This window comes from Adhaeribacter arboris (assembly GCF_003023845.1).
Classification (GTDB): domain Bacteria; phylum Bacteroidota; class Bacteroidia; order Cytophagales; family Hymenobacteraceae; genus Adhaeribacter; species Adhaeribacter arboris.
The window spans coordinates 6,234,749-6,260,329 of record NZ_PYFT01000001.1 but is presented as its reverse complement, the minus strand read 5'-3'; the positions used below and the strand labels follow the sequence as shown (position 1 = coordinate 6,260,329).

At 44.3% G+C, this 25,581-nt stretch carries 7 protein-coding genes; 1 reads left to right on the top strand and 6 read right to left on the bottom strand.

Going from position 1 to position 25,581, the window contains the following annotated elements; all coding sequences use genetic code 11:
- Window positions 1-414 precede the first annotated feature (414 nt).
- From AHMF7605_RS25335 to AHMF7605_RS25315, 5 genes are all read right to left on the bottom strand, one after another.
- Window positions 415-9,756, bottom strand: coding sequence for a LamG-like jellyroll fold domain-containing protein (locus AHMF7605_RS25335; RefSeq protein WP_106932752.1), 9,342 nt, complete (start codon window positions 9,754-9,756; stop codon window positions 415-417).
- Between the two features lie 232 nt (window positions 9,757-9,988).
- The gene (locus AHMF7605_RS25330) at window positions 9,989-10,771 is read right to left on the bottom strand and encodes a response regulator (protein WP_106932751.1); all 783 of its coding nucleotides are present in this window, start codon (window positions 10,769-10,771) and stop codon (window positions 9,989-9,991) included.
- A 5-nt stretch (window positions 10,772-10,776) separates the two neighbouring features.
- A complete protein-coding gene (locus AHMF7605_RS25325; protein ID WP_146153671.1) occupies window positions 10,777-12,606 on the bottom strand; it encodes a tetratricopeptide repeat-containing sensor histidine kinase in 1,830 nt (609 codons plus the stop codon).
- Between the two features lie 281 nt (window positions 12,607-12,887).
- Window positions 12,888-17,978 carry an FG-GAP-like repeat-containing protein gene (locus AHMF7605_RS25320; RefSeq protein ID WP_106932749.1) on the bottom strand — a complete coding sequence of 1,697 codons (5,091 nt, stop codon included), beginning with the start codon at window positions 17,976-17,978 and terminating at the stop codon, window positions 12,888-12,890.
- 277 nt (window positions 17,979-18,255) lie between these two features.
- Window positions 18,256-22,221, bottom strand: coding sequence for a hybrid sensor histidine kinase/response regulator transcription factor (locus tag AHMF7605_RS25315; protein WP_106932748.1), 3,966 nt, complete (start codon window positions 22,219-22,221; stop codon window positions 18,256-18,258).
- Between the two features lie 724 nt (window positions 22,222-22,945).
- Here AHMF7605_RS25315 and AHMF7605_RS25310 point away from each other — a divergent pair.
- Window positions 22,946-23,410, top strand: coding sequence for an Lrp/AsnC ligand binding domain-containing protein (locus AHMF7605_RS25310; protein ID WP_106932747.1), 465 nt, complete (start codon window positions 22,946-22,948; stop codon window positions 23,408-23,410).
- Between the two features lie 115 nt (window positions 23,411-23,525).
- Here AHMF7605_RS25310 and aspS read toward each other — a convergent pair whose 3' ends face one another.
- Window positions 23,526-25,277 (bottom strand): aspartate--tRNA ligase, encoded by a 1,752-nt coding sequence (gene aspS / locus AHMF7605_RS25305; RefSeq protein WP_106932746.1) that lies wholly within the window; start codon window positions 25,275-25,277, stop codon window positions 23,526-23,528.
- Window positions 25,278-25,581: the final 304 nt, after the last annotated feature.

Below are 25,581 nucleotides of genomic sequence, written 5' to 3'. Positions count from 1 at the left end.
TATACATGCTTTTTTAAGATAAACCAACCTAAATAGAGCAGCCTACCATTCAGCCATTGTAGGCTAAGTATTTTGTAAAACCAGGATTTGTTCCAGTGTAAATCTTAACTCATCTAAAATTCTATAGAACCAGAAATTTGAACATGAATTATTTTACCCAGTACAGTAATAACAACCGGATATTTTATGTATCGTTAGGCTTGCTTTTCAACCCAATTTCTGAATCTGTAAGGAAATGAAAAAAGTCTGTAGTAAGGGTTAATCTGAACAAAATACTGGCACCTGTTTTTTGTTTTAAAGTCACCAAGGGGTAAAAAGTGTTCGGAAGGACTCTTGCACATTAACTTTCGCGCTATTACCGGTGCGGGAAATTTTTGGTATTACCCGGTATATTCGCCGGGTAATACCAAAAATTTAGTTTTTGATTACTTTAACAATTTCCTGCTTCGAGCCTTGGGTAATCCGCAGCAAGTAAACGCCGGCTTTTAAAGCAGCTTGTTGTTGCACCGGGCATACATAAGTACCTTGTTCTGTCGCCATTTGGCCTTGCCAGAGTCTTTTTACTTGTCGGCCGGCCATATCGTACAGATCCAGGGTAGTAGTTTCATTAGGATTATTTTGCCACTCTACCGTAAAGGTTTCGGTAAACGGATTAGGGTACACCCGGGCTGCTTTTAAAGTATTGACCAGTGGTTTTTCCCAAGAACCATTAAGAGTAAACCGGAATGGTTGCTGAATAGTGCCGGTAATTTGCTCGCTCCGGAAAACCATAGTTTCTTTCAAGTTAACCAGCAAGTTGCCGCTTTCATCGTGGTAAGAGAAATGCACTTGCTGATTTTCCTGGTTCGAAAACACCGTAATGAAAAACAAAACTTTGTCTTCTACCTTATAAGCGGTACCCCAACCTACTTTTTCCCCGTTAGTAGTATGCACCAGAATTCCGGTTTCTTCGGTTATTTGATTTGAGGCAATCTCGGCCACCAGGTTCATGTTATACCGGTAGATTCCTGGGTTAACCAATTTAGCTAGTGGCGACTCATCGTTAGCGAGGCGATTACCCGAATTAACGGAAGTTTTCGGATAGGCAAATTTAAGATCGGTTTTCTGCGAAGATTGAAGGCGGTAGCCTTGACCCGTTTTAAGCGTTTTCAAACTACCTACCCAGCCTTTATTCTGGTCGTAAATGGCAAAATCCGTTTGACTTTTAATGATGTCGCCGTTGGCTAAGGTAACGCCCGCTAAAGCATCCGGCACCGGCATACTCACCTGCGGGGTGTAGCCTATCCAGTTCCAGCCTTTTTTGAGGGTAATAATCTCGTTAGCCGGGTTTAACATACTACCTTTAACTTTCAGCTTAGTGGCCGCTCCTACTTTTAGTAAATAACCGGCTACGTTGCTAACCTGTTTACCCGGCGGCGACCATACCCCGGCCGAATAATCCGCTACCCAATCTTGTGACATGAATACCGAACTACGGTCGATAGCCGTTGGGTCCAGAACCGAAGCCAGATCTTTATTTTTCACGTCTACGTTAAAAGAAACCCAGTTCCAGCCCGTCTTTAAGTCCAGTTCCTGGTAAATAATGTTGTTGGCGGTTAATAGATATGGGTTAGCGGTGGAGCCCTGTACCATTCCGTCCTGAAATGCCAGGGTAGAAGGAATCACATCGGAATGGGTTACGCCCAAATCGGCATTCCAAATCTGGAAGCTTATTTTTTCATTGGCGGTACCCTGACCGTACACTTGCATGAAAAACAAGTAGCGATCGTAGGCGGGTACGTACTCGAGTTGCGCCACTCCCCGGCATTGCCCGTTGACAAAGGCGGCCACTTTATCGTCGGGGTTAATCGAAAACTGATCGTTAATTTTTACCTGCCCGATAATGCTCATGGATTGGCTGAAGTTGCGCGGATTCACGTTCCAATCCGGAGCCGGGGTAAATACTTTCAGGTGCAAAGCTAATTTCTCGTCGTAACCAAAATTGGTGCGGAGCAAAATATCCTCGGTATACCGGCCCCTATTTACGCTTTCGCTCACGGTAAATACCAGGGTTTGGCGACTATTAGGCTCAATGGAACCACTAGCCGGGCTAACCGTTAACCAACCCGGCAGGCCATCAATCCGAAAACTTTCCTGGTTGCCGCCCAAATTGGTAATCTCGGCTTCGAATTGCAATGGTTTATTTACTTCTTTTTCGAAACGACGGTTAGAATCCACCCATTTTACCTGATTCTTATCCACAAACACCGACCAGGTTTTCGCGCCGGGCATGACGTTGCTGTTTTTATCCATAACGCCCTGCACCGTTATATCCAGAATAGTTTTCTCCACTAATTCCTGCGGTTCGTTCAGGGTAATCAGCATTTTATCGTTGTTTATCACGTAGTTAAAATCTACTTTTTGCTCCGGTTGTGGGCGGTCAATTTTAGGTGATTCGTTGGTGTAAGTAGCATTTATCAAAGTAGCCTGGTCCGTGGTTTTGCCGCTTTGCTCCTGTTTTGATTCCACCGAAAGCATTACGCCGCTGTTATCCTGGTAGGCTTCGAAGGGGTAGTAAATTTGTAAGTCGGCCAGATCGTTGGGCAGCTTAGTGGTTAGAGAGCGGTTTATTTGTTCGGCGGTACGGGCCGAGTTCCAGAAACGAATTTCGTCTAACTGACCTTTAAAATAATTGGTAAAAGAGTTTTTAGGGGTTCCGCCCGCCGTGGAAGTCTGATCATACCGCACCCCGAAGTACAAAGCCGGAACTGTTAAGGGAGCCAAGGCCTCGGCCTTGCGGTAATTGGTAAGGGCTCCATCCACTAAGAACGATAGATTGCCCCTTCGATCTACTACCATGGCCAAGTGGTGCCATTTACTATCCAAGGTATTCTGATCTACGGCATTCATGAGAAGACTATTTTGTTTTAGGAAAATAGCGCCTTGATCGTCGAACTCTAAAGACCATTTTACCTCGGTATTAAGTAAGGCCGCCGAAAATAAAGCGGTTTTAGCGGCATCGGCACCGGCTTTATACCAGAATTCGAGGGTAAAGTCGCCGTCTTTAGTGATGGGCGTATGGCCGCTGCTCACCTGTACATAACCGTTACCTTTTAAGGAAATGGCTTTCGAGGCCGGTTCGGCTACCCACTGGGCGGCTACTTCGGCGTGCAAGGCCCTAGCCAGATCTTTCGCGGCAGTTCCTTTTAAGTCGTTGAAGGGCCAGTAACCTACCAATCCGCGTTCGCCGCCGTTTGACCGGATGGATTGACCAGCGTATACTTCGTCGCGGGTTTTAAACTGGTCCCACACGCGGAGCGCGTGTAAATCGCCCTGAAAAGCCTTATCCCCGACCAGTGAAAGGCCAATGGATACAGGTCCTTGAATAGCAACTACCTCCACCTGATTTTTCTCGGCTAATAACTGATCGTTGCCGTAGAGACCTACTTTATTAGCCGTGGCGTCGAAGGCTACCGCGTAATGTTGCCAGCTACCCGCTGTTAAAGTTTTATCGGCTAATACTCGGGGCGTGGCACCCCAACCGGTAAACAGCTTACCCGTTTTATCAAAACCAATGGTGATGGCTTCGGCTCCGGTACCTTGCGTAAAGATAGTCCGGTCGGTAGTAGCGGTGTTAGATTGTACGCGGGCCCAGAACTCTACCGTGAAAGAACGGTTATTCAGTTGTAGGCCCTCCGGAATCCGGACATGTCCCTGTTTGCCGTCAAAATGCAGGAAAGCGCCGTGCGCCAGGTTCGAGCCGTTCAGCACGCCCCGCACGGTAATATTGCTCTTGTTGATCAATCCGGCTTCTACCGCATCGGCAAACTGAATCATAATTTCATCGTTGGGCGATAAGATACCGTCGGCGGGTTGCGGTGCCCCAAATACCAGCGGCGGTACCACGTCTTTCAAGCCTTTTTTTACTTCGGTATAACTCACCGAACCGTCGGTGCAATTGGATTTGGCCCGTAGTTCGTAATTGCGGTCCGGTAAGTCGGTAATATCCCAACTAAAGTTAAGGGTGGTTTTACCGGCAATTTTAGAAACGGCGGCATCTTTGTTTTGCGCAATAGCCGCATTGTAATCGGCTTCTTTATTAAAGAAAGTATGAATAGTCGCCCAGGTGTTGGAAGCCGTAGATTTATACTGAATTTCGATGCTCTTAAACGACCGCAGGTTGACGTCGTAACCGCTTAGCTGAACGGGAACTTTCCCTTGGGCATCCACATTCACGAGCCAATTATCCAGGGGAGCCAGCATCGTAACGGGCGTACAAGCCGGCGCAAAGAAAGCCGAAATTTTTACCGTATCGGCAACCAGGCCGGGTTCGCAAAGCGAGTGCAGCACAATGCCCAGGTTTTCGTAGTTAAATACCGCGCCGGGACCTTTTTTTACCGTTAGTATTTTTTCTACAACTTCGCCGTGCGGCACCCGGAACGCCCGGTTGGGGGTAGAGCCGTCGATGGTAATCACCGCGCCATTCGGATTAGAATTTTCATCTACCTGCACGCCGTACCAGATATCTTCCTCGGAGTCGCCGTTGTTTTGGAGTAACAGTTTAAAAACAGCCGCATTGGTTTCCGGTACGCCGGTAACCATATTGTTCTCGACGTTAATCTCGGGTTTCTCGCGGCGCAGAGTGGCGGCGTTTAATATTTTACCGGGCTGGTAGTATTGCGTTTTTTCGTCGCCTTCGTAGGGGCAGGAAGTTTGCCCACCGCGGGTGTAAAACATGGGCGAATAAAAACCATTGTTGTAATTTGCTTTCCGGGCGGCAAAATCATCCTTTACCCCGTAGTAATCGGCCCACACGACGTGGTCGCCTTTGTCGTTTAAAAATTTAATCGCCGAAGGGTCAATAACATCCACACTGTAAAAATCCCCTTTATCGCCATCAGCTAATACGTAGCCGAAGGTTAAAGCTTCGTTCGTGGATTCACCAGCCGAGCCGGAAAAATTATCAAAGAAATTAGCTTTTAAGCGTACGGATAGCCCAAATTTATTAAAAGTATATCCAGTAACCAGTTCAATAGAAGCATCGGCCGTTACTTCTACGGTAGTATTCGTGCCCCAAAGCGAATTCAAGCTTTTTTCCCAGGTTTGGGTTACCCCGCCATCGAAGGAAACATTGTTAATACCTTCGGCGGATCCTTTGGTTTTCGCATCTAATTTATTTTGCTCATTATCGCGGAGCGCATTTTCCCAGAGCGTTATTTGCTGGTTCAGCAGATACACTGAATCCGGATCGCTCGTCTTAACCGGATTAAACCGGTAACTAGGCCCCGTGTAAGCGCCGCGGGTAGCTACGCCTTCATCGGATTTAGGCAGGGCTGCGCCGCCAAATAAATTCTTGTCGTAATTATCCGCGCCGAACTTAGGATCATTTTTAGCAAAGTTGGAAGTATACACCCCATCGCCGCGCAGCAATAAACTATTCCTGAATTTTTTTAGATCTGGTATCAGATTATTTTGAATGTGTTGCTGCGTGTACATAAACCGGGTGCTAAAATTGTCCTGCGCCGCCGCAATGCCTTGCCGGCGCACCAAAGCGTAGGTTTTGCCTTGGTAAGTAAAAGGCGCCGAATGTGGCAATTGATCGAACGGCGGTTTTAGTTCTAATATCTCCAGGGTTTCGGTTTTACCCAGAATAAAATTCATGGCCCGGCCTACAAATAAGTCGGCATCACGGCCTACTAATCCTGGATCGGCGCTGGTTTTCCAACTTTCGGTTACACTTATACTTTCTACTAACTGGCCAGTTTCCGTGCGTTTTTCGGTAATTTCTTCCTGGTTAGAAATAATGTGTTTTACGTCCGATTCATTCAATACCGCTACGCCGACCCCTGTCGCTACCGTAGTGCTTAAACCCAGATAAAAACTTGGATTAATGGTTTGAGTACTACCGCCGGTGTTTATAATAGACATGGTTTTGGTAGTAGTAGAACCTTTGCTCAAATAAGCGTAACTATTGGTACCCGGCGGATCGCGTAAAATAAATTCTACTACGTCCGGACCTTTGGTAACAAAACCGGAACCCGACGTAACTTGCCCCAGAATGTAGCCGGGCTGAGTTCCCAAATCGGCGTAAGACTGGTCGCCAATTTTAATAGCCGCCGAAAAATTATAAGTATAAGTACCGCTTAAATTAGGACTACCGGCCCGGAATTTATAATTGTAAATACCTTGCGGATTATTGAGGATAAGTTCTTCATCGGGGCTACCCTGCTTCCAGTTATTTACAATTTTAATTTTGGCATTAGTTACCGGCACCAGTTCTTTGTCGTGGTCGTCGGCGTTTTCGTATTCTTCAAAAAACCGGATAGGAAACTCATATTGGGCATTCATGAGAAACACCGGGGCGCCAAAGGGTTTACCGGCCAGGTCAATCTCGGGACTGTTTTCGCCGAGTTTCATTTTTTTCTCGCCGATGAGTTCGTTGTTATTAATGGCCCACTTGGTTTGATTGTGCAGGACATACTTTTTACTGAAGTGGTAACTGGCCGAATCTACTTTCTTACCTTTATCATCGATTTGGTACTCCCAGCGTAAATTCTGCACCGGTAAACTTAAATCCAGGATGGGCTGCTCGCCAAAAGTATAGCGCGAGCCATCGGTAAGCACGTTATTGGTTTTCACGTCTTTCACAATAAACCGCTCCGGTATTATCCAGGCAGCATATTCGCCGGTTTGCGAATCAGTAGTTAAGTCAATGGTTTTCTGGAATTTTATGGGGGATTCATCCAGGTCGCCGCCTTTTTCGGGTTCTAAAATTATTTTGGCGGTACCTAAATTATTTTTAGAAAGGCCCATGCCTAAGGGTTTATCGCCTTGCACTTGGCCGCCCGCTACCCGGCCGATTAGTTTTACTTTGGTGGTATCGATGATTTCGAGTTGCCCGCGTAAATGTTCCTGAAAATCGTGAGGTTGGTTTTCGGCGGGCCAATACGCATTCTGAAATACGTGGCCGTTCTTTACAAACGACAATACGTGCTGACCAATCGGCACCCGGGCTTCAAATTCTCCTTTGGCATCCGACATTACCGGCACGTTACTGGCATTCAGTAAGGTTTTGCCATCTACGAGCATTTGCACGCCTTGTACCGGAAAAGAAGTGCCTAGGTACCGCACACTGCCTTTGGTAATAAACGAGGAGATATCTTTAAAATCTTTCCCGTTGTGGCTCAGTGCTCCTTCCCCGATGAATAACAAAAGCGAATTCGGATCAAACGTATGTACTCCCAGCAGCGGCGTTATTTCGAAGCTTTCGCCGGAACCTCGGAATTGAATGTTGGTGAGGCGGTAATTTCCTTTATTATCGGTATAGGCGACGTTGGCCAATTGGTCTTCCGACGGAATAGTAGTAGTCCATTCGTAGCTGCCTCTTAGCTTCGCGTGGTTTTCGTTATATTTTCGATCGACCCGCGAGCCGTCGAAAGCAAAATCACTGAAGCCTTCGTTTAATTTCCAGTAGGCAATTAAACCGGGTTCGCTCCCATCTAAAAACCGGCTGTAATCCTGCACTAGTTGCGCAGCGGTTCGGGGTTTGTTCCAGATTCTAACTTCATCCAATATACCCTGAAATCCTTGGTTGTAGGCGCGGTTGTTGCCAAAAACTAAAGGCAGATCGAGGTTACTGTGGGGCTGAAAAGCCGTGGTGAGTTGCTGGCTGGCAAAAACGGAATCGTTCACGACCCATTGTACTTGCCGGGAAACGGTATTGATACTAACGGACAAGTGATGAAATTCGCCGTCTTTGAGCAAATCGCCCGGATTAATACGCACCTGCTCCGCTCCCGCCGTTAAAATGTAGTGTTTGCCTTCGTAGCTTATTTGTAAACCTTGCCCATTCTGGTAATGATCGTAGAGTACGTAGTTAGTATTTATATCATTTGGCCGTAGCCAAGTTTCGAGCGACCAACCTTCCTGGCTAGGCCAGAAAATGCGGGAGGCTTTAATATCAAAGGCAGCTTTATTATCCGGGAATGCAAGAGCTTTGCCCGCCGCTCCATCGGTGTTGCGCGCCCGTACCTGCACATTTTCTACCACCTGGCCGCCTTCAAAATAAATGCGGCCGCTTACGGTACCAAACGGCGCCCGGAAGCCTAAGGCTTTGGCCACGCGGGTTTTGATTTGTTGTCCGTTACAAGCGGCTACGCCTTCAATGGTATACTCGTAAATGGTATTGGCCTCGGCAAACTCATCGAGCCAGAGCGTGGAGCTACCGCCTTCGGCCACGTGCACCAGTTCCCGGGTATTATTGGTACCGGCAATTTTTCGGTAAATTTCATAATTTTCGATGCGACTCTTGTATTTGGCATCCCATTGCAGCTGAATATAACTGGTGAAGAACCCTTTCGAAGCTTTAAATTTATAATCGTGGTTGTAAAAAGGATTTTGCGGATTATTCCGTTCGCTTAACTCTGTGTCCCATTCCAGAGCATCGACAATCTGATCGGGCACGGCTTTGCTGACAATATTACCGGCTACTTCGGCGTATTGGTTTACGGCTACCAGCTGGTACTCGTAGGTATTACAGGCTTGTAGCTTATCATCTACCCACGAACCAGGCTTTGGGTCCACGTTAATGGTAGTATTAGAAACCACGTTACCCGCTTGCATTACTTTCCGGATTAGTTTAAAATTAGTGAGGCTCTGACAGGAGTAACCGTTCCAGGAAATTTTAAAATTTACCCCACTTTCGAGTAACACAATTTGCGGAGTTGCCGGACTTAAATCGGGCGTAATGCTCGCAACCTCCGAAGTTAACTCCGTCGCTACTTGCTTATCCGGCCGGATAACCTGAATTTTATAATAATGCGATTTTTGGTGTTGTAAGTTAGTATCATCAAAATAAGTAAGCGTGTTTAGCCCCCCGTTAACGTCAAAGGTATTGGTGATGGTACTAAAGTCGGGCCGGGCACTTCGTAATACCTTGTAAGAATATGCTCCGTCTAAGTTGGGTTTAGGCCAGATTAAGGTAATACCGGTAGCGCAGGGAACGTAGGTAGGAGTAAGCGCTAATTGGGCATTTTTCCAGGCAGTACGGGTACTGGCCGGATTACTTGCAGAAGTATAAGAACGGCTATTTACAAAAGCTACGTTGGTTTTTACCTGGTACTCGTACTTCCCGCCATTTTGGGTAGTAACATCGGTAAAAGAAGTGGTATTATAATCCAAATAGCCTACTATCCGGTTATTCTGATACACTTGATAAGTTATTTTATTTTGAGCATAGCCATTGGTAGCTGGTTTATCCCAGGTTAATCTAACTTCGGTTTGTTCGCCGTTGGAAGCAGAAGTAATAGTGGGTGAGGCAATGTTCGGAATGTAAATATCGTTGTATCTATCCCCGTTGGGATCGTCTCTGTCGCCCCAGTCGTAGTGCGTTTTAATAGTTACCGTTTGGCCCATCCATTCGGGGCGGATATTGATGTAGTAATATTGTTTATCGTACTGTCCATCCCAACCAGAGCCACCATTTTCCATCCAAAAACTTTTATTTGTGCCATCCCGATTACCATAACTGGCATCGCGGAGTAAAAAATAATATTGTCCATCTTGCGGTGACCGGTAGGTAATATCCAAATCCTGTAGGGTATTGTCTTTACAGGTACTGCAATCGTCTTCGTTTACCGAAACAACAATCTTAATTCGTCCATTTCCTTGCTCATAATTAATATCATAGTAAAAATCGTGGGCAAAAACCGAGGCGCTGCCTATGCCCAGAAAAAACAGGAAGAATAATCCTAAAAAGCGGAGATAATGGTGTTTCATGACCAATGATTTAAAATAAATTAAAAGTGACTAGAACAGATGCTTTCCCCCGCTTTACAGACGCGGGTCCCGGAACTAAAAATTAATTCGAGTAAGTGGCGCTAGCGAGCTTTACCCGTTTGGTTAATTATTTAGCCTGAATGTAGGTAATGGAAAAAGGCAGTAGGACGAATAGTATGTTAACTACGCTGGTTTGTATGCGAAAAATAGAAGGTTGTATGTAAACGGAGGCTTACAGAAAATTGAAATGCTTAAAAAATTCTTCTTTGTAATTGCGGCCCAAAGGCACTTCGTGCTTGCCAATTACCACGAAACTATCGTTAAAGGTTTGCAGGTGCTGCAGATTAACGGCAAAAGACCGGTGCACCCGCACTAATTGCGGCAGGCTTATTTTTTCGACTACGTGTTGCAGGGAGCACCGCAGGATAAATTTATTTTCCAGGGTGTAGATGTAGGTAAAATTGCTATCGGCCTCCAACACCAGAATGTCGGCCAGAACTATTTTAAGAAAGCGGTAATTTTGCTTCACAAAAATAGCATCGTTAATAGCCAGGATGGTTTCGGCGGAAGGTGCCATTTTATCTTTCTCGCCTGGTTTATGCAACGGAATTACTTTGGCATTATTCTCCTTGCGGAACGCAAATTGGTGCAAGGCCATTTCAATGGCAATGCGGAGGTTGGTTTGCTGGTACGGTTTGGTAAGGTAAGCGGCCGGGAAAGTATCTTTGGCCCGGTTAACGGTAGCCTCGTCGGCAAAGGCTGTGAGGTAAATAAAAGGAATATCTTTTAGCGCGCGAATGTGCTTCGCCGTTTCAATGCCGTCCCAATCGCCTTTAATGTGAATATCGAGTAAAACCAAATCAACCGAATTTTCTTTTAATAAGGTAATGGCTTCCGGTCCATTATCGGCGATTCCCACCACTTCGTACCCATCCGTCATTAAAGCATCTTCCAGGCCCATTGCCAGAATACCTTCGTCTTCTACAATTAAAATGCGCACGTTACCCTCTGCCATAGAATTTAGCCTGCTTTTTTAAGGGTAGTTTCCGGTATATGAAGCGTAAAAGTAGTACCATTCTGATTTTCTACGGCGCAAGTACCGTTTAATTGTTTACTGAGGACTTTCACTAATTTTAAACCAAAGGAAGTTTGCGGTTTTTCCCACACCATAGCCGGTAAACCCGGCCCATTATCCCGGATGAATAAGTGCAGACCGTTGGTATGATGCAATTCAACTTGTAAATATGGTTCGGGCACTTGGTGGTACGCGTATTTAAAAGCATTGGTAACCCACTCATTAATAATTAGGCCTAGAGGCAAGGCTTTATCTACATCCAGTTCGGCAACCGTAATGCATAAATCTAACTTTAATTCTTCTTTGCTCAGGCCAAAACTTTCCATTAAACTTTCGGCTAAGTCGGTAATGTATTCTTTCATGTTCACCAGATTCGGATTGTCTTGCTGGTATAAACTCCGGTGAATTAAAGACATGGCCTCGATGCGTTGCCGTCCCACTTTTACGGCTTTTTTCGCGTCTTCGTCTACGAGCCGGTTCGATTGTAAACTCAAGAGACTCGACACAATTTGTAAATTATTTTTTACCCGGTGGTGCAGTTCTTTCATCAGTAATTTTAATTTTTCGGCTTGCTCGTTTATTTGTTCGTTTTGCACGTTCAGCAAATTATTTTTCCGCCGGATAGTCCGGAACTGCAAACCAAAAATCACCCCCGATAGTAACAAAATACCCACCACCCCTAAGGCCCAGGTTATTTGCACCGACCGGGTTTTACTTATTTGTTTCAGAACATTTATCTCCTGCTCTTTTTTACCGGCCTGGTATTGTACTTCCAGTTCGTTCATTAGCTTCAGGTTTTCCAGCAAAGCCAGCGAATCACGCAGTAAGTCGTACTTCGTGAAATGAACCAAAGCTTGTTGATAATTACCCATTTGCTGGTGATAGCGGGCTATTACCTGGTATATTTCCATTACCCGGTAGGGCCGGTTTACCTGCTGAGCAATTTGTAAGGCCTCCCGTAAATAACTTAATCCTTTTGCTTTCTGCCCTAATTCAAAATAGGCTTCACCCAGCCAATCGTAAGTATAATGTAAAGAAGCAAGCTGCCGGTGTTTAATACCATTCGCCAAAGCTTTTTGCGCGTAACTAATGGCTTTATTATAATCTTTTTGGTCGTAGAGAAAGTATTGGGCAATATTGTTATAAAAAGGAGTCCGGTTCTTCTCAAACTTAACGGAGCTTTCGGCGAGTCGCAACCCGGCTAAATAAATCGGGAAAGATTGCTGAATGAAAGTTGTATCTTTTAGTTCGGTACCATAGCTGCGCGTGAACATGGCCTTTAGTTGCGTAAGATAGATGATGTTCGCCGTGTCTTTTAACGCTTCCGCTGCTTGTAACCCAGTTCCTGCGCACTCGAGCGCTTTGGGATAATTCTTTTTTTCTTTATACAGGTTGCCCAGCATGGAATAAATAACGGGTAATTCCGGATTTAGCTCCGAACGCTGGGCCAAAGCCAAGGTTTGGACGCCCGTGCGCATGGCATTTTGGTAATTACCCGTAAGCCAGTAGTACTTGGTTTTTAAAATTTTTCCTTTTAATAATGCATCCGGGTTCTGCTTCCCCATCTGCAATAATACATCTGCCGTTTTTCTAATCGTATCCATATCCGACAGATTCTGATGAGCAAATTCGTATAAATTATTAATATTATCAGAATCAGACGAATTGCCCAGTAATCCCGCCTTTTTCTCCGAAGTTTGGGTACAAGCTGGTAAAAAGCCCAGTCCGGTTTGCAGAAATATAGCCAGATGAAGCAAATATTTTAATCTAGTCACACAAGCAGTTTATACCCGGGTAAGATAATTCTTTTTAGAATCTTTTTCTTTGTCTGGCTTACTGATTAAATAAATCTACAGTCACTAATTTGGAGAACCACGTCCGGCATTTATTAGGGTCCTTGGCAACATTCAAAATTTTAAATTCTAAAAAATGGTAATACTAGTGCCTTATCTCAATTAAAACTCTACCATAATGACCTAGTTTTTATTGAGTTTTATCCGGCTGAAAGCTCCCAAACTTTGTAAGGAGCGTTCAGCCGGATTTTAATAAGAACCTATTACTCTGATTTTATCATTTTAAGTACCTGCCGCCTATTTCCGGATTGCAGTTGAAGCAAATACATTCCTGCGGGTTTCCCGGTTAAGTTTACCTCTATTCTGGATTCTCCAACCGGTACTTTCATCTGGTATACTGATTTGCCTTGGATATCAGACAGCTTTATGGTAGCACCGGCGGGAAGCGGTTGGGCAAGTTGTAAGGTAAATTTTTGTTCAAACGGATTAGGATATGCTACTAGTAGGTTGAGCTTGGTTTCAAATACTGGGGTGGCTTGCCGAGCAACTACCTTCGGTGCACCTACGCTTTCAGGGGCTACTTTCACTAACCAAAAATCGGTACCACCTTGACTTGATTGGGTTCTGTCTCCGCTCACGCCAGAGTCCGATTTCCCGGCTAAAAGTAAACCGCCCTCTTTGGTCTGAATGACAGCTCGTAGTTCCTCGGCGTCGCTACCACCATAGCGTTTGTCCCACTGGTACATGCCATCTGCATCTGTTTTCACTATCCAGTAATCACTCGAACCATGGCTGTTTTGCGATTTATTACCGCTTTTATTAGACGAAGACTTACCCGCTAAGAGATAGCCGCCATCACTGGTCTGAATGCTAGCCCTAAGTTCATCGTCTTTGGTGCCGCCAAAACGTTTGTCCCAGATTTTAGCGCCCGAACTATTTATTTTCAGGAACCAGAAATCTATTCCGCCTTGGGTACCTCTGGTTTTATCATAACCAACCGGTGAATCACTTTGACCAGAGATAAAGTAATTGCTGCCGTTACTACGGCCTAAGGAATAAGCTTCGTCGTTGCCACTGCCCCCATACGTTTTATCCCACACCTTAGTGCCGTTTTTATCTACTAGAATCAACCAGAAATCATTTCCACCGCGGGTTTCTTCGGTTTTATCTCCACTTATACCCGAAACAGAAGAACCGCCCAGCAAGAAACCGCTCTCAGAAGTTTGCACAATTCCTCCTAATACTTCGTTTAAACTGCCTCCGTAACGTTTATCCCAGATTTTAGTACCGGTGCTACTTACCTTTACCAGCCAGTAGTCCATGTTCCCTTGACTTTCCTGACTTTTATCGCCGTTTGCGGGAGAGTTACTGTAACCAGCCAAAATATACTCACCGGTAGAAAGCTGAATTACTTTTTTGAGTTCGTCGTAGCCGGAGCCACCATAGCGCTTATCCCATTGCTTCGCGCCGGTACTACTGATTTTAACAATCCAAAAATCGCGATTGCCCCGGCTGGCCTGGGTTTTATCGCCGCTGATACCAGAAAGTGAGCTACCAGCCAGTAAGTAGCCACCATCCTTGGTGGGAATAATACGATTTAGGTAATCCTCACCCGAACCGCCGTACCGTTTATCCCAGAGTTTTCTACCGGTAGCATCACTTTTCACAATCCAGTAATCGTTTTTACCCCGGCTGGCCTGGGTTTTGTCGCCGCTAATCCCCGCATTTGAATATCCACCAGATAAGTAGCCTCCGTCATTCGTTTTAATAAGTGTGGTGAAACCTTCGTTGCCGGAGCCACCGTAGCGAAAGTTCCAGGCTTTGGAATCATCATCGGTTATTTTTACCAGCCAGTAGTCCGTCTCTCCCCTGCTACCCGTAGTTTTATTTCCGCCAGCATCTGACTGAGAAGTCCCCCCTAATACAAATTCGTTTGCGTTATTTTTAATTATAACGGATAGATTATCATTCCGAAGTCCACCCTTTACTTCATCCCACAACTTGTTTCCTTGCCCATCTATCTTTACCAGCCAGTAATCATCCCTTTCCTGCAGGGTGACATCTGTCGCCGAAAACCAACCGGTTGCACTTTTATCCCGGCCTTTTGCCGCATTTGAACTGCCGGCTAAAAAGAAATTACCCTCCGCAGTGGCCACCATAGATTTTAACTCCGAGTCACCAATAACAAAATAGCCTTTATCAATCTCAAAATAATCTTTTACACTGCCCCCAATGGTCTGGTCCCAAATTTTATTTCCTTCCCCATCAATTTTTAGTACCCAATAATCCCTTAACCTAGTGGTAAAATTTGTATGGTCGGTATGGAGGTTATTTTCTCTTTTCTCGTTTCCTTTATCGGCGTTAGAAGATCCCCCCAGCAAAAAACCACCATCCGGAGTAGCTACTAACGACGACAAAATAGAACTACCAAAATAATAAAAGCATTCAGGGCCTGGGTTTTCATCACCCCCGCAGGATTCATACAATAAATAATCAATGGCGCCGCCAAAGGTTTTGTCCCAGAGTTTCTCTCCTGCTTCCGTGATGCGTATTACCCAATAATCATCAATGCCCCGTAACCCTTGACTTTTATCGCCGGAAATACCGGAAGCCGAAGAACCACCAAGCAAATAGCCATTGGTAGTGGCAACAATAGCCGCTAGGTTATCTGCATTCTGACCTCCGTAGGTTTTATCCCAGATTTTCTTACCGTTGGCATCAATTTTTATGAGCCAATAATCGGTCTGGCCTTTGTTACCCTGGTTTTTATCGCCGGTTTCATCCGAATCAGAAGAGCCCCCAAGTAAGTAACCGCCATCTGCCGTAGGGATCATGGCGGTAAGCTGGTCAGAATTATTCCCTCCTAAGGTTCTCTCCCATTCTATTTTACCTGTACCATTAACTTTTACGATCCAATAATCCGCATCGCCTTTACTAGCCTGGCTTTTATCGCCCGAGACCGTAGAGGTGGAATACCCTCCTAATAGATAACTACCATCACCGGTAGATAATAAAGTTGTTAGTTTATCCTCACCACTGCCCCCAAAGCGCTTGTCCCAAATTTTGGTGCCATTACCATCCGTCTTTACAATCCAGTAATCCAGGTCGCCGCGACTATCCTGACTCTTTTCGCCGCCTACACCAGAAAGAGAATACCCGCCGAGCAAATAACCACCGTCCATCGTTATAATGGAAGCAGTAAGCTTATCCTGGTCCATCCCGCCAAAAGTTTCATCATAATTCATTCGCGGCAGAATGGAGATGGTTAGCGGACTAATTATGGTACCCTCAGGCGTTAAAATCTTTACTAAACCGGAAGTAGCTCCATCGGGTACCCTGGTGGTAATAGTTTGAGAATTAACAATGGTAAATACGGGTTGTTTGATTTGATTAAAGATGACGGCGGTAACGTTAGCAAAGCCTTCGCCTGTGATCGTAATTACATCGCCGGGCCGGACTACCGTAGGATGAATAGTGGTGATAGTGGGCAAAACCGAGAAAGTAACAGCACTAAGAGCGGTTCCGTTAGGAGTAGTAACCATTACCGGACCCGTGGTGGCACCTTCCGGTACTAATACCCGAATTTGCTCATTACTAAGTACGCCAAAGTCCGATGCTTTTACTCCGTTAAATCGTACCTCGGTAGCATTCAGAAAATAGTTACCCTTAATGGTAACCCAGTTTCCCGGCGAGGCAGCAGCGGGGGCAATTGCATTTACGATGGGCAGATAACCAATAACAAACCCTTGTTCCGGCGCAAATGCCGAGCCGGCAAAAGCCTGATCAATGGCCTGTACACTCCAATAATAGGTACCATCAGGCAGGTTATTCAGGTTAAAGCTGGTATTTAACTGCGCATTGCCCCAGGTAGCTACCTGACGGTAGCTACCTGGGAGATTTGCCTGCGACGAAACCTTTTGCTGGGTACCCGGACTTGTACCGACATACACATTGTAGCTTAATGCAGCAGTTGGCGTTTGTTCATCCAGGCCGGGGCTCCAGGATAAAGTTACTTTCTCTCCTTGCACTTTAGAAGTGAGGTCAGTTGGAGATATAGGAAGCGTATTTTTGGCCACCGAATTATTTCGATAAATTCTAGCAATGGGTCCTTTGTTCGTATCCCCGGAAAGCAGAATATCCAGATCCCCATCGTTGTCGTAATCGCCCCAAGCAACCGAGCCATAGATTAAACCCGGCAGAACGGTCTTACTGTTCGTGAAGATGCCGCCCGAATTACGGTAAATATTAGCAGAAAAGTCTCTACAATCTGCAGCACGACAAAGCCCAGCTATTAAAATATCTAAATTTCCGTCATTATCATAGTCGCCCCAAGCAACATCCCCATTAGCTGCGGTTTGACTGCTAAAGTCAGTATCTATCTGCTTAAAGTTACCATTATCGTTTCGGTAAATATAATTACTTATTCCTTCAACACGTCCTCCTTGTACTCTAAATCCCGAAAACATAATGTCCAAATCACTATCGCTATCGTAGTCTCCCCAAGTTGCTGAACCATTTTTTAAATTGTTTAGGAGTTCTAAGCTCAAGAATCCATTGCTACCTAAATTGCGGTATATACGGCAGGTAAATATAGGATTGTAATTGAATATATTAAAAAACTCGCCCATTAATAAAATATCTAAATCGCCATCCTTATCATAGTCTCCCCAGGCTACCGAGCTATTAAAAACCCCTACCATATTGGCTGAGTTTCTCGTAAACTCACCTCCCTCATTATCGTAAATAGCCGTTACATAATTCTTATGAGTAGTACTGGCATCGCCGGATATTAAAAGGTCTAAGTCGCCATCCTGGTCGTAGTCACCCCAGTCTACTGCCCCCATTTTCACAGGAGGCAGGTTTGCTTGAACATTAACAAAACTCCCATTATTATTTTGATAAATTAAGGAGACTGATCCGTTGCCACTCTGCCCGGTTAAGGCAATATCCAGATCTCCATCGTTATCATAATCGCCCCAGGCTACCGCACTCTCAGTTACTCCTACTAAGCCTGCGTTAATGTCAGAGAAACTGCCGTTGGTATTGCGGTAAATCTTAGAAATGTAGTTATCTCCAGCTTCACCGGTGATTAAAACATCTAAATCGCCATCGCTATCGTAATCGCCCCAGTCTACCGAGCCCAATTTTACTCCCGCTAAATTAGCCTGAATATCCGTAAAAGCCGTTGTATCCTGCGCTACTACCGGCAAGTAGGGCAACAGTCCCAATCCTAGGAATAAGAGCAGAATGTATTTATTTGTGTAAGCAGAAAATTTTCTGATTAGAAAATCCGGATATAGATAGCGAGGGAAGATGGGCCCCAAAACCCGAAAAGATAGTAGAGATGTAGTCATTGGTTTAGATGATTTAAGTTCATTTAAAAGAAAAAAGAAAAGACAAGGAACCGGCGAGTACTTACTACATGCTCGTTACGCACCGTTTTTACACTGATGCTTCTCTTCAGCCATGATGAGTTGTTTTTAAATCACCATTCTTAGCAAGAAAATCAGCTCGTTAGTTGACCAAACCTATTATTTAGAGCCTGAAAATGCCTTTACTTTTGGGACAAAAGCGTTTGATTTTGGGACAGAAGGGCGAAAGAGTACTTTTTAAGGCAATTAAAAGTAAATTTTACCGGGTAGGCACAAAGTAAGAAGGCGATTGGTGATGAAATTCTTTAAACACCGTAGCAAAATAAGAAGGGCTTTCAAAACCGACCCGGTAAGCGGTTTCGCTTACGGAACAGCCTGATCGTAGCAATTCCACTGCCCGGTTTAAGCGGTACTGGCGTATTAGTTCGTTAGCGGCAATGCCCAGCACGGCGGTTAATTTCCGGTGCAGCGTACGGCGGCTCATTCCTATTTCCAATGCTAGCTCTTCCACCCCAAAGCCAGATTCGTCCAGGTGAGCTTCTATTAAATTATAAATCTTTTCCAGAAAAGGATCCAGCGTGGTTTTCAATTCCTGGGTAGTTTGTGGGGCGGCTAACTGCCGTTGGTAGAACTCCCGCAATTTTCCTTGCCGGTCGAGCAAATTGCGTACCCGCCACTGTAATTCGTCCAGGTGGAAAGGTTTGGTCAGGTAATCATCGGCTCCGCCAGCTAAGCCTTCGATTAGGCTTTCGTGCGATGCCCGGGCCGTTAATAATAACACCGCAATGTGGTTGGTTTGCGGGTCGGTTTTAATAGCGTTACAAAATTGGTAACCGTCCATTTCGGGCATCATTACATCGCTGATTACTACCTCCGGCATTTCCTGTTGGGTACGTTCATAGCCTTGGCGGCCATTTTCGGCAGTTATTATCCGGTAACTACTGGCCAAAGCGCCGGCAATAAAGTCACGAAGCTCCGCATTATCTTCGACTATTAATAACAAAGGTGCCGCCCGGGAAATTTCTTTATCCGATGGAAACAAAAACGCAGCTTTATCCGGTGAAGTTAACGGAAGGGTTATAGCGGTAGTAGCAGCCGCTGGCTCAGCATTATTCTCCAAGACAAGAGGCAATTTTACTTCAAAAGTAGTTCCCTGGCCCGGTATACTTTGCACGGTTACCCTTCCGCCTAATAAATCCGTTAATTCTTTCACTAAAGCCAGACCAATTCCCGTTCCTTCGTATTGCCGGGTACGGGCATCATCTACTTGGTAAAAACGATCGAAAATATGCGGAAGCTTTTCCGACGGAATGCCAATACCGGTGTCCCTGATTTGTAACCAAAACCATTGTTGATTCAAGATCTGAGCCTCTACCTTTACTTGTCCGTTAGCAGTAAATTTAAGCGCGTTCGAAAGCAGATTGTAAATGATTTTTTCCCATTTATCGGCATCAAACAAATAATCGGTGATAACCACTAAATCATTCAGGCAGAGTTCATTTTGTTTTTCATCTGCCAGCGGGCGAAAAGACGTTACGATTGCTTGCAGAAATACCGCAGGGTTTCCCCGCGAAACATGTACAGGCATGCTGGAGGCCTCTAATTTAGATAGATCCAATAATTGATTTATTAAGCGCAATAATTGGTGGGCGTTTCGGTATACCGAATTTAATAACTTACGCTGCGTTACTGGCGGCAGTTCCTCATTTTGCAGCAGTTGTTCAGCCGGCGATAAAATCAGGGATAAAGGTGTGCGAAATTCATGCGTAATGTTAGAAAAAAAACGGGTTTTCATCTCGTCCACGGCTTTTAACTGCTCCGCTTGCCGGAACTGCAAGGCCATTTCCTGCTTTTCGCGTACTCGTTTAGTTCGGAATTGAACATAGTTGTATAGGCCGGCGCCCAATACAAGAGTGTAAAAACCGTAGGCCCACCAGGTTGCCCAGAAAGGTGGCGTAATTACCAGTTGTATTTGTTTAGTACGGTGGCTCCAGTTACCATCGGTATTAGTTACCTGTACCTCAAATATATATTCTCCAGGGGCCAATTGGGTATAATTAGCCGTATTCTGATTACCTGCGTATACCCAACTTTTATTTACTCCTGTTAATCGGTAGCGGTAGTTAAGCTTTTCGGGTTTAGTAAATTCTAAACCAGCAAAATCAAAACTTAAAAAGTTTTGGGTATAATCCAGGGTAAGCTGCTTTGTTGCATTTATAGAATTAATTAAGGGAGAACCTGGCTTGCCTGCTTCTACGGGCACATTATTAATTTTAAAAGCTGTAAATACAACCGGAGGGCGAAAAGAATCTTCGTGAATAGCAGTTGGATCAAAAATCGTCATCCCGGTTTTACCCCCGAAAACCAAGCGGCCATCTGGTAATACAGCCGCATTATTTCGCAAATATTCGTCATCCTGAATTCCATCTGTCGTGGTAAAATGACGCATCTGTAATGTCTTAGGATTTAGCCGAGTCAATCCTTGGTTAGAGCTTAACCAAATAAAACCTTTTTTGTCGGATAGCAGGCTATTAATGGTATTTAAAGATAAGCCTTCTTTTTCGACGATGCGCTTAAAGTGCATGGTTCGGGTATTTAAGCGGCATAAACCTCCCCCTTGAGTACCTACCCATAGAATTTGCGTATCGTTCGGATCAAGGATTAAACAGTTTAAAGCATTTGTACTTAATGAGTTTAGATTCTTTGGTTGGTGCCGCAGTTGACGAATAATTTTTTGTTGCTGCCAATCATACTGGAACAACCCATTGCCATAATTTGAGGCCAGCCAAACCCAGTTAGCTTGGGGTTGAATATCCACCACATCAAAAGCCACGGGGGCATTTTTGAATTTAGGAGGCACTAAACTATTAGGAAAAAGTTGGGCTTCAAGAGCTAAGGTATCTGTCCGTAAAAGGCCTTTTTCGTTGGCATAAAGCCATAAGTATCCGTCAGCAGCGGGTTTCAGATTTATATACCACCGGTAACCTTGTTCCTGAAAACGAAGCTTTTTGTAAATCTGGCGGTGCTGCGGGTTGTAGTAGTAAAGAGCGTAAAAATCAATAAACCAAGTACTTTTTGACTGAGGCGGACGGCCAAAACGAACCCAGGCAGCGTGGCGTTCGGGATGCTCCCACTCCGGCAAAGTAGCCTTTAATTCTACTTGCAAAAGATCTTCCATAAAGCCCCGCTGGTAGGGATAAACCTTAAAAGGCAAGGCCCTGAGATCTATTTTTGTTAAGCCTCCCCGGTTGGTACTTAGCCATAATACCCCCGAATAGTCCAGCAGGAAAGCTTTAACAAAGTTAAAAGTGGCCACCGGATTGCTATTTTGCCAGATCAGTTCTAGTTCGTCTTGCTCTGTAAGCTGATACAAGTGGGTGCCACAACCCACGTAAATACTTCCATCCCGCACCTTGGTTAAGGTGTAAAAACTATTGTAGTCTAATTTAGCTGGGATTGGAATGTGCCGTACTATCTGGGAACGGGCCGCATTATATAACATAAGCCGGTGATTACCCATAATTACAAGTTCGCCGTTGCTGCGCTGCACCATATACTCGCTGTTATGCACCGGCATAACCGGGTAGTTCAGCCACGTTTTACCCGGAAACAGAATAATACGCCGACGGCGCATCTTCGCATCTACTTCTACTATTCCGTTATTAAAACGAACATAGTCTAACCCGTTTGAGGCTCGGAAAATATCGTGCATGGAATTATGTTCACCCGTTAAGGAAAATTCATCCCAATAAGTAAACTTTTTATCTAAAAAATTATAGTAAACCAGTTTATCTCCCCGGATAATACCCCAGCCTTCACTATTATTACCGGCTAGTCCAAACTCATCCATCGAAGCTTGGTTCTTAGTCAGATATTCAGCGCTGAAAACAATGGAAAAGCGTTCTGTTACGGGGTTGAAGCATAAAAAATCGCCGTTTGCGGTGCTAAGCAGCAGGGTTCCATTATTTAGTAAAGCTAGGCTTAATATGTAATTATCGGAGGCTAAGCGAAAAGTTTTGAAAGTACGGCCATCGTAACGGGCAAGGCCATCTTCAGTGGCTACCCAAATAAATCCAACTTTATCCTGAACCATCCCCGTAATGTTGCTATGGGGCAAACCAGCCGTCAGGGTGAAAGAAGTAGCTTGGTTAGAACTTGGTTGGCTATAAATTATTTGGCTATTTAATAACAAGAAAATGGCAAGCCAAAAGAAGGAGTACCTCATGGTAGAACCAAAATAAAATTTACTATAAAGGCACTTAAAATAATAGAGTAGAACAGTACTTAAATATATTAATTATACTGATAATCTTACTCCTTGTTCAAAAATTTTTTAAGAATAAGCCATTGAACTTTAAATAAAAAAGTTTCCTGCAATAAAAGTCTTAATAAGATTTCGGTGCTTTAACATTCAGCAGAAGAGAAAAGGATAACCATATCCGGTTTCCTATTTTTATAAGAAGGAAACTCTAGGGTTTAAGGATGAAACAAGCATCATCGACTAGGACAAATTTAGACTTTCCCAACATAAGAGTAATTGTGTCTGAAGATATAACCCAGGTTTGTAAATAAATCACTGATTCAATCTTGCTTTTTAATTTAATAAAGAGAATCGATTATTTAGTTCTAAAGTATACTTAACAAGAAACAAAAAAGCCTCTCCGTTTAAAACGAAGAGGCTTTTTAGCTGTAGGGGAAGGAATCGAACCTCCACGGAGTAGTTAGGCAAGAATTAACTTAGAGGTCAAAACGCTTTATCCTATTTATCTCCACCCCCGAGAGAGGAGGGCATGTCTGCCAGTTTCAACACCCTACAGTGTGTTTTTATTTATCAAATATAAGAGATAAAATTAATTACTTCAAAATATTTTAAATATTTTACTTAAAAATTATGTTATTTTAAATTTATCCTTACTTTTGTTAAAACAAATCAAAAATCGGCGAATTTTATGCTCAAAAATTTAGAAATTGACAATACGGATCTGAAAATCCTCTCTCTGCTGATGGAAGACGCTAAAATGGCGTATGCAGATGTAGGAAAAGAAGTGTTTGTTTCGGGTGGTACTGTCCACGTCCGGATGAAAAAAATGGAACAAATGGGAATCGTAACCGGTACCCAATTAAAGTTAAATTATGGTAATTTGGGCTACGATGTAAATGCTTTTTTGGGAATTTACTTGCGTAAAAGCTCTATGTATAACGAGGTGTTAGAGCAACTCCGTCGGATACCAGAGGTAATTAGCGTAAATTATACCACGGGTATTTACAGCATGTTTGCGAAACTTATCTGCAAAGATACCATGCACCTGAAAAACGTATTAACCGATAAAATCCAGAAAATTCCGGGTATTCAACGAACCGAAACTTTCATTTCCCTTGAAGAAAGTATCAGCCGTCCCGTACAACTACTTTAATTATAAAGAAAAACGTAATCATCAGCTAAGTTCAGTCAACAAAAAAGCTGCATCTGCTTTAGGTTATATAAACCCCATTAGCAGATGCAGCTTTTTGATTAGAACAACAAGTGCGTTAGCTTTTTTTCAGCAGGATATTTAGCTCATTCAGTTGGGTTTCGGCAATGGGCGACGGCGAATCAATCATGGTATCGCGGCCGGAATTATTTTTCGGGAAGGCAATAAAATCGCGAATCGAGTCGGCTCCGCCAAACAAGGAACACAAACGATCGAAACCAAAGGCAATCCCCCCGTGCGGCGGCGCTCCGAATTCAAAGGCATTTAACAAAAACCCAAACTGCTCCCGGGCTTCTTCTTCCGTAAAGCCTAATAATGTAAACATTCGTTCCTGTAAGGGTCGCTCGTGTATCCGGATAGAGCCACCTCCCACTTCTACCCCGTTTATTACCATATCGTACGCGTTGGCCCGAACGGCTCCCGGATTGGTTTCCAACAAGCTAAAATCTTCTTGCTTGGGCGAGGTAAACGGATGGTGCATGGCAAAATAACGTTTTTCTTCTTCGTTGTACTCCAGCAACGGAAAATCCAGCACCCACAAGGGCGCAAAAGTATTCTTGTCGCGCAAACCCAGGCGTTCTCCCATTTCTAAGCGCAATTCCGAAAGAGCTTTGCGGGTTTTATCGGCGGGGCCGGCAATTACTAACAATAAATCACCGGGCTTAGCCGCAAAGGCCTGCACCCATTGCTGCAAGTTCTCCTGGTTAAAAAATTTATCTACCGACGATTTTACCGTACCATCCACTTCTACGCGGGCGTAAATAAGACCAGTAGCTCCCAGTTGCGGCCGTTTTACAAATTCGGTTAGTTCGTCGAGTTGCTTGCGGGTATAAGAGGCGGCTCCGGTAACGTTTATGCCAATTATAAGTTCGGCTTCGTCGAAAACCTTAAAACCTTTGTTTTGTACGAAGCTATTCATCTCCACAAAACGCATGTCAAAGCGCGTATCGGGTTTATCGTTGCCGTAATATTGCATGGCATCGGCGTAAGTCATGCGGGGCAACTCAGATATTTTTATTCCTCGCACGGTTTTAAACAGATGCTTTACCAAGCCTTCAAAAGTATTTAAAATATCTTCCTGGCTCACAAAAGAAAGCTCACAGTCTATCTGCGTAAACTCAGGCTGGCGGTCAGCCCGTAAATCTTCGTCGCGAAAACATTTTACAATCTGAAAATATTTATCGAAGCCCGATACCATGAGCAATTGCTTAAACGTTTGCGGCGATTGCGGCAAAGCATAAAACTCACCCGGGTTCATCCGGCTGGGCACCACAAAATCGCGCGCGCCTTCGGGCGTTGACTTAATCAGCACCGGAGTTTCTACTTCAATAAACTGCAAACTATCCAGATAAGCTCGGGTTTGCTGCATCATCCGGTGGCGTAGTTCCAGGTTTTTGCGTACGCTGTTGCGCCGTAAATCCAGGTAACGGTATTTCATGCGCAAATCATCGCCGCCATCGGTATCGTCTTCAATTAAAAAAGGCGGTAGCTTAGCCGGGTTAAGAACAGCTAAATCCTGCAACTGTATTTCAATGTCGCCGGTTGATAATTTATCGTTTTTAGATATTCGCTCAATTACGGTACCAGTGGCTTTAATCACAAATTCGCGACCTAAGTTACGGGCTTGATGGATGGTTTCGGCGGATGTACTTCCTTCTTCGAGTTTTAACTGCGTAATGCCATACCGGTCGCGCAAATCAATCCAAAGCATCCCGCCTTTGTCGCGGGTACGTTGTACCCAACCCGTAAGGGTAACTGCCTGCCCTACATTTTCTAATCTTAATTCGCCACAAGTATGGGTTCTAAGCATATACTATTTTAAATAAAAAGGTACAATCTTCTAAATACATAAACGAGCCGTTTTTTACCAAATCATACTAAGTAAAAAACAGCAAGGATAAATTGTAAAAGTTAAGGGGGCAAACTTATAAAAAATAAGTAATTCAGCCAAGGTTAGCTTTTAATAAGTAGTGGTGGGTTATTCGTTGTTCGACTCATTCGTTTAGGAGGCTCCGTAAGTTACCTCAAACAGTAGTCGAAACTAATTTCGTTGAAGTACTTACAAAATCGAAAATAAGCTGTAAAAGCTAAATGAGTAAGATTAGGGCTAAACT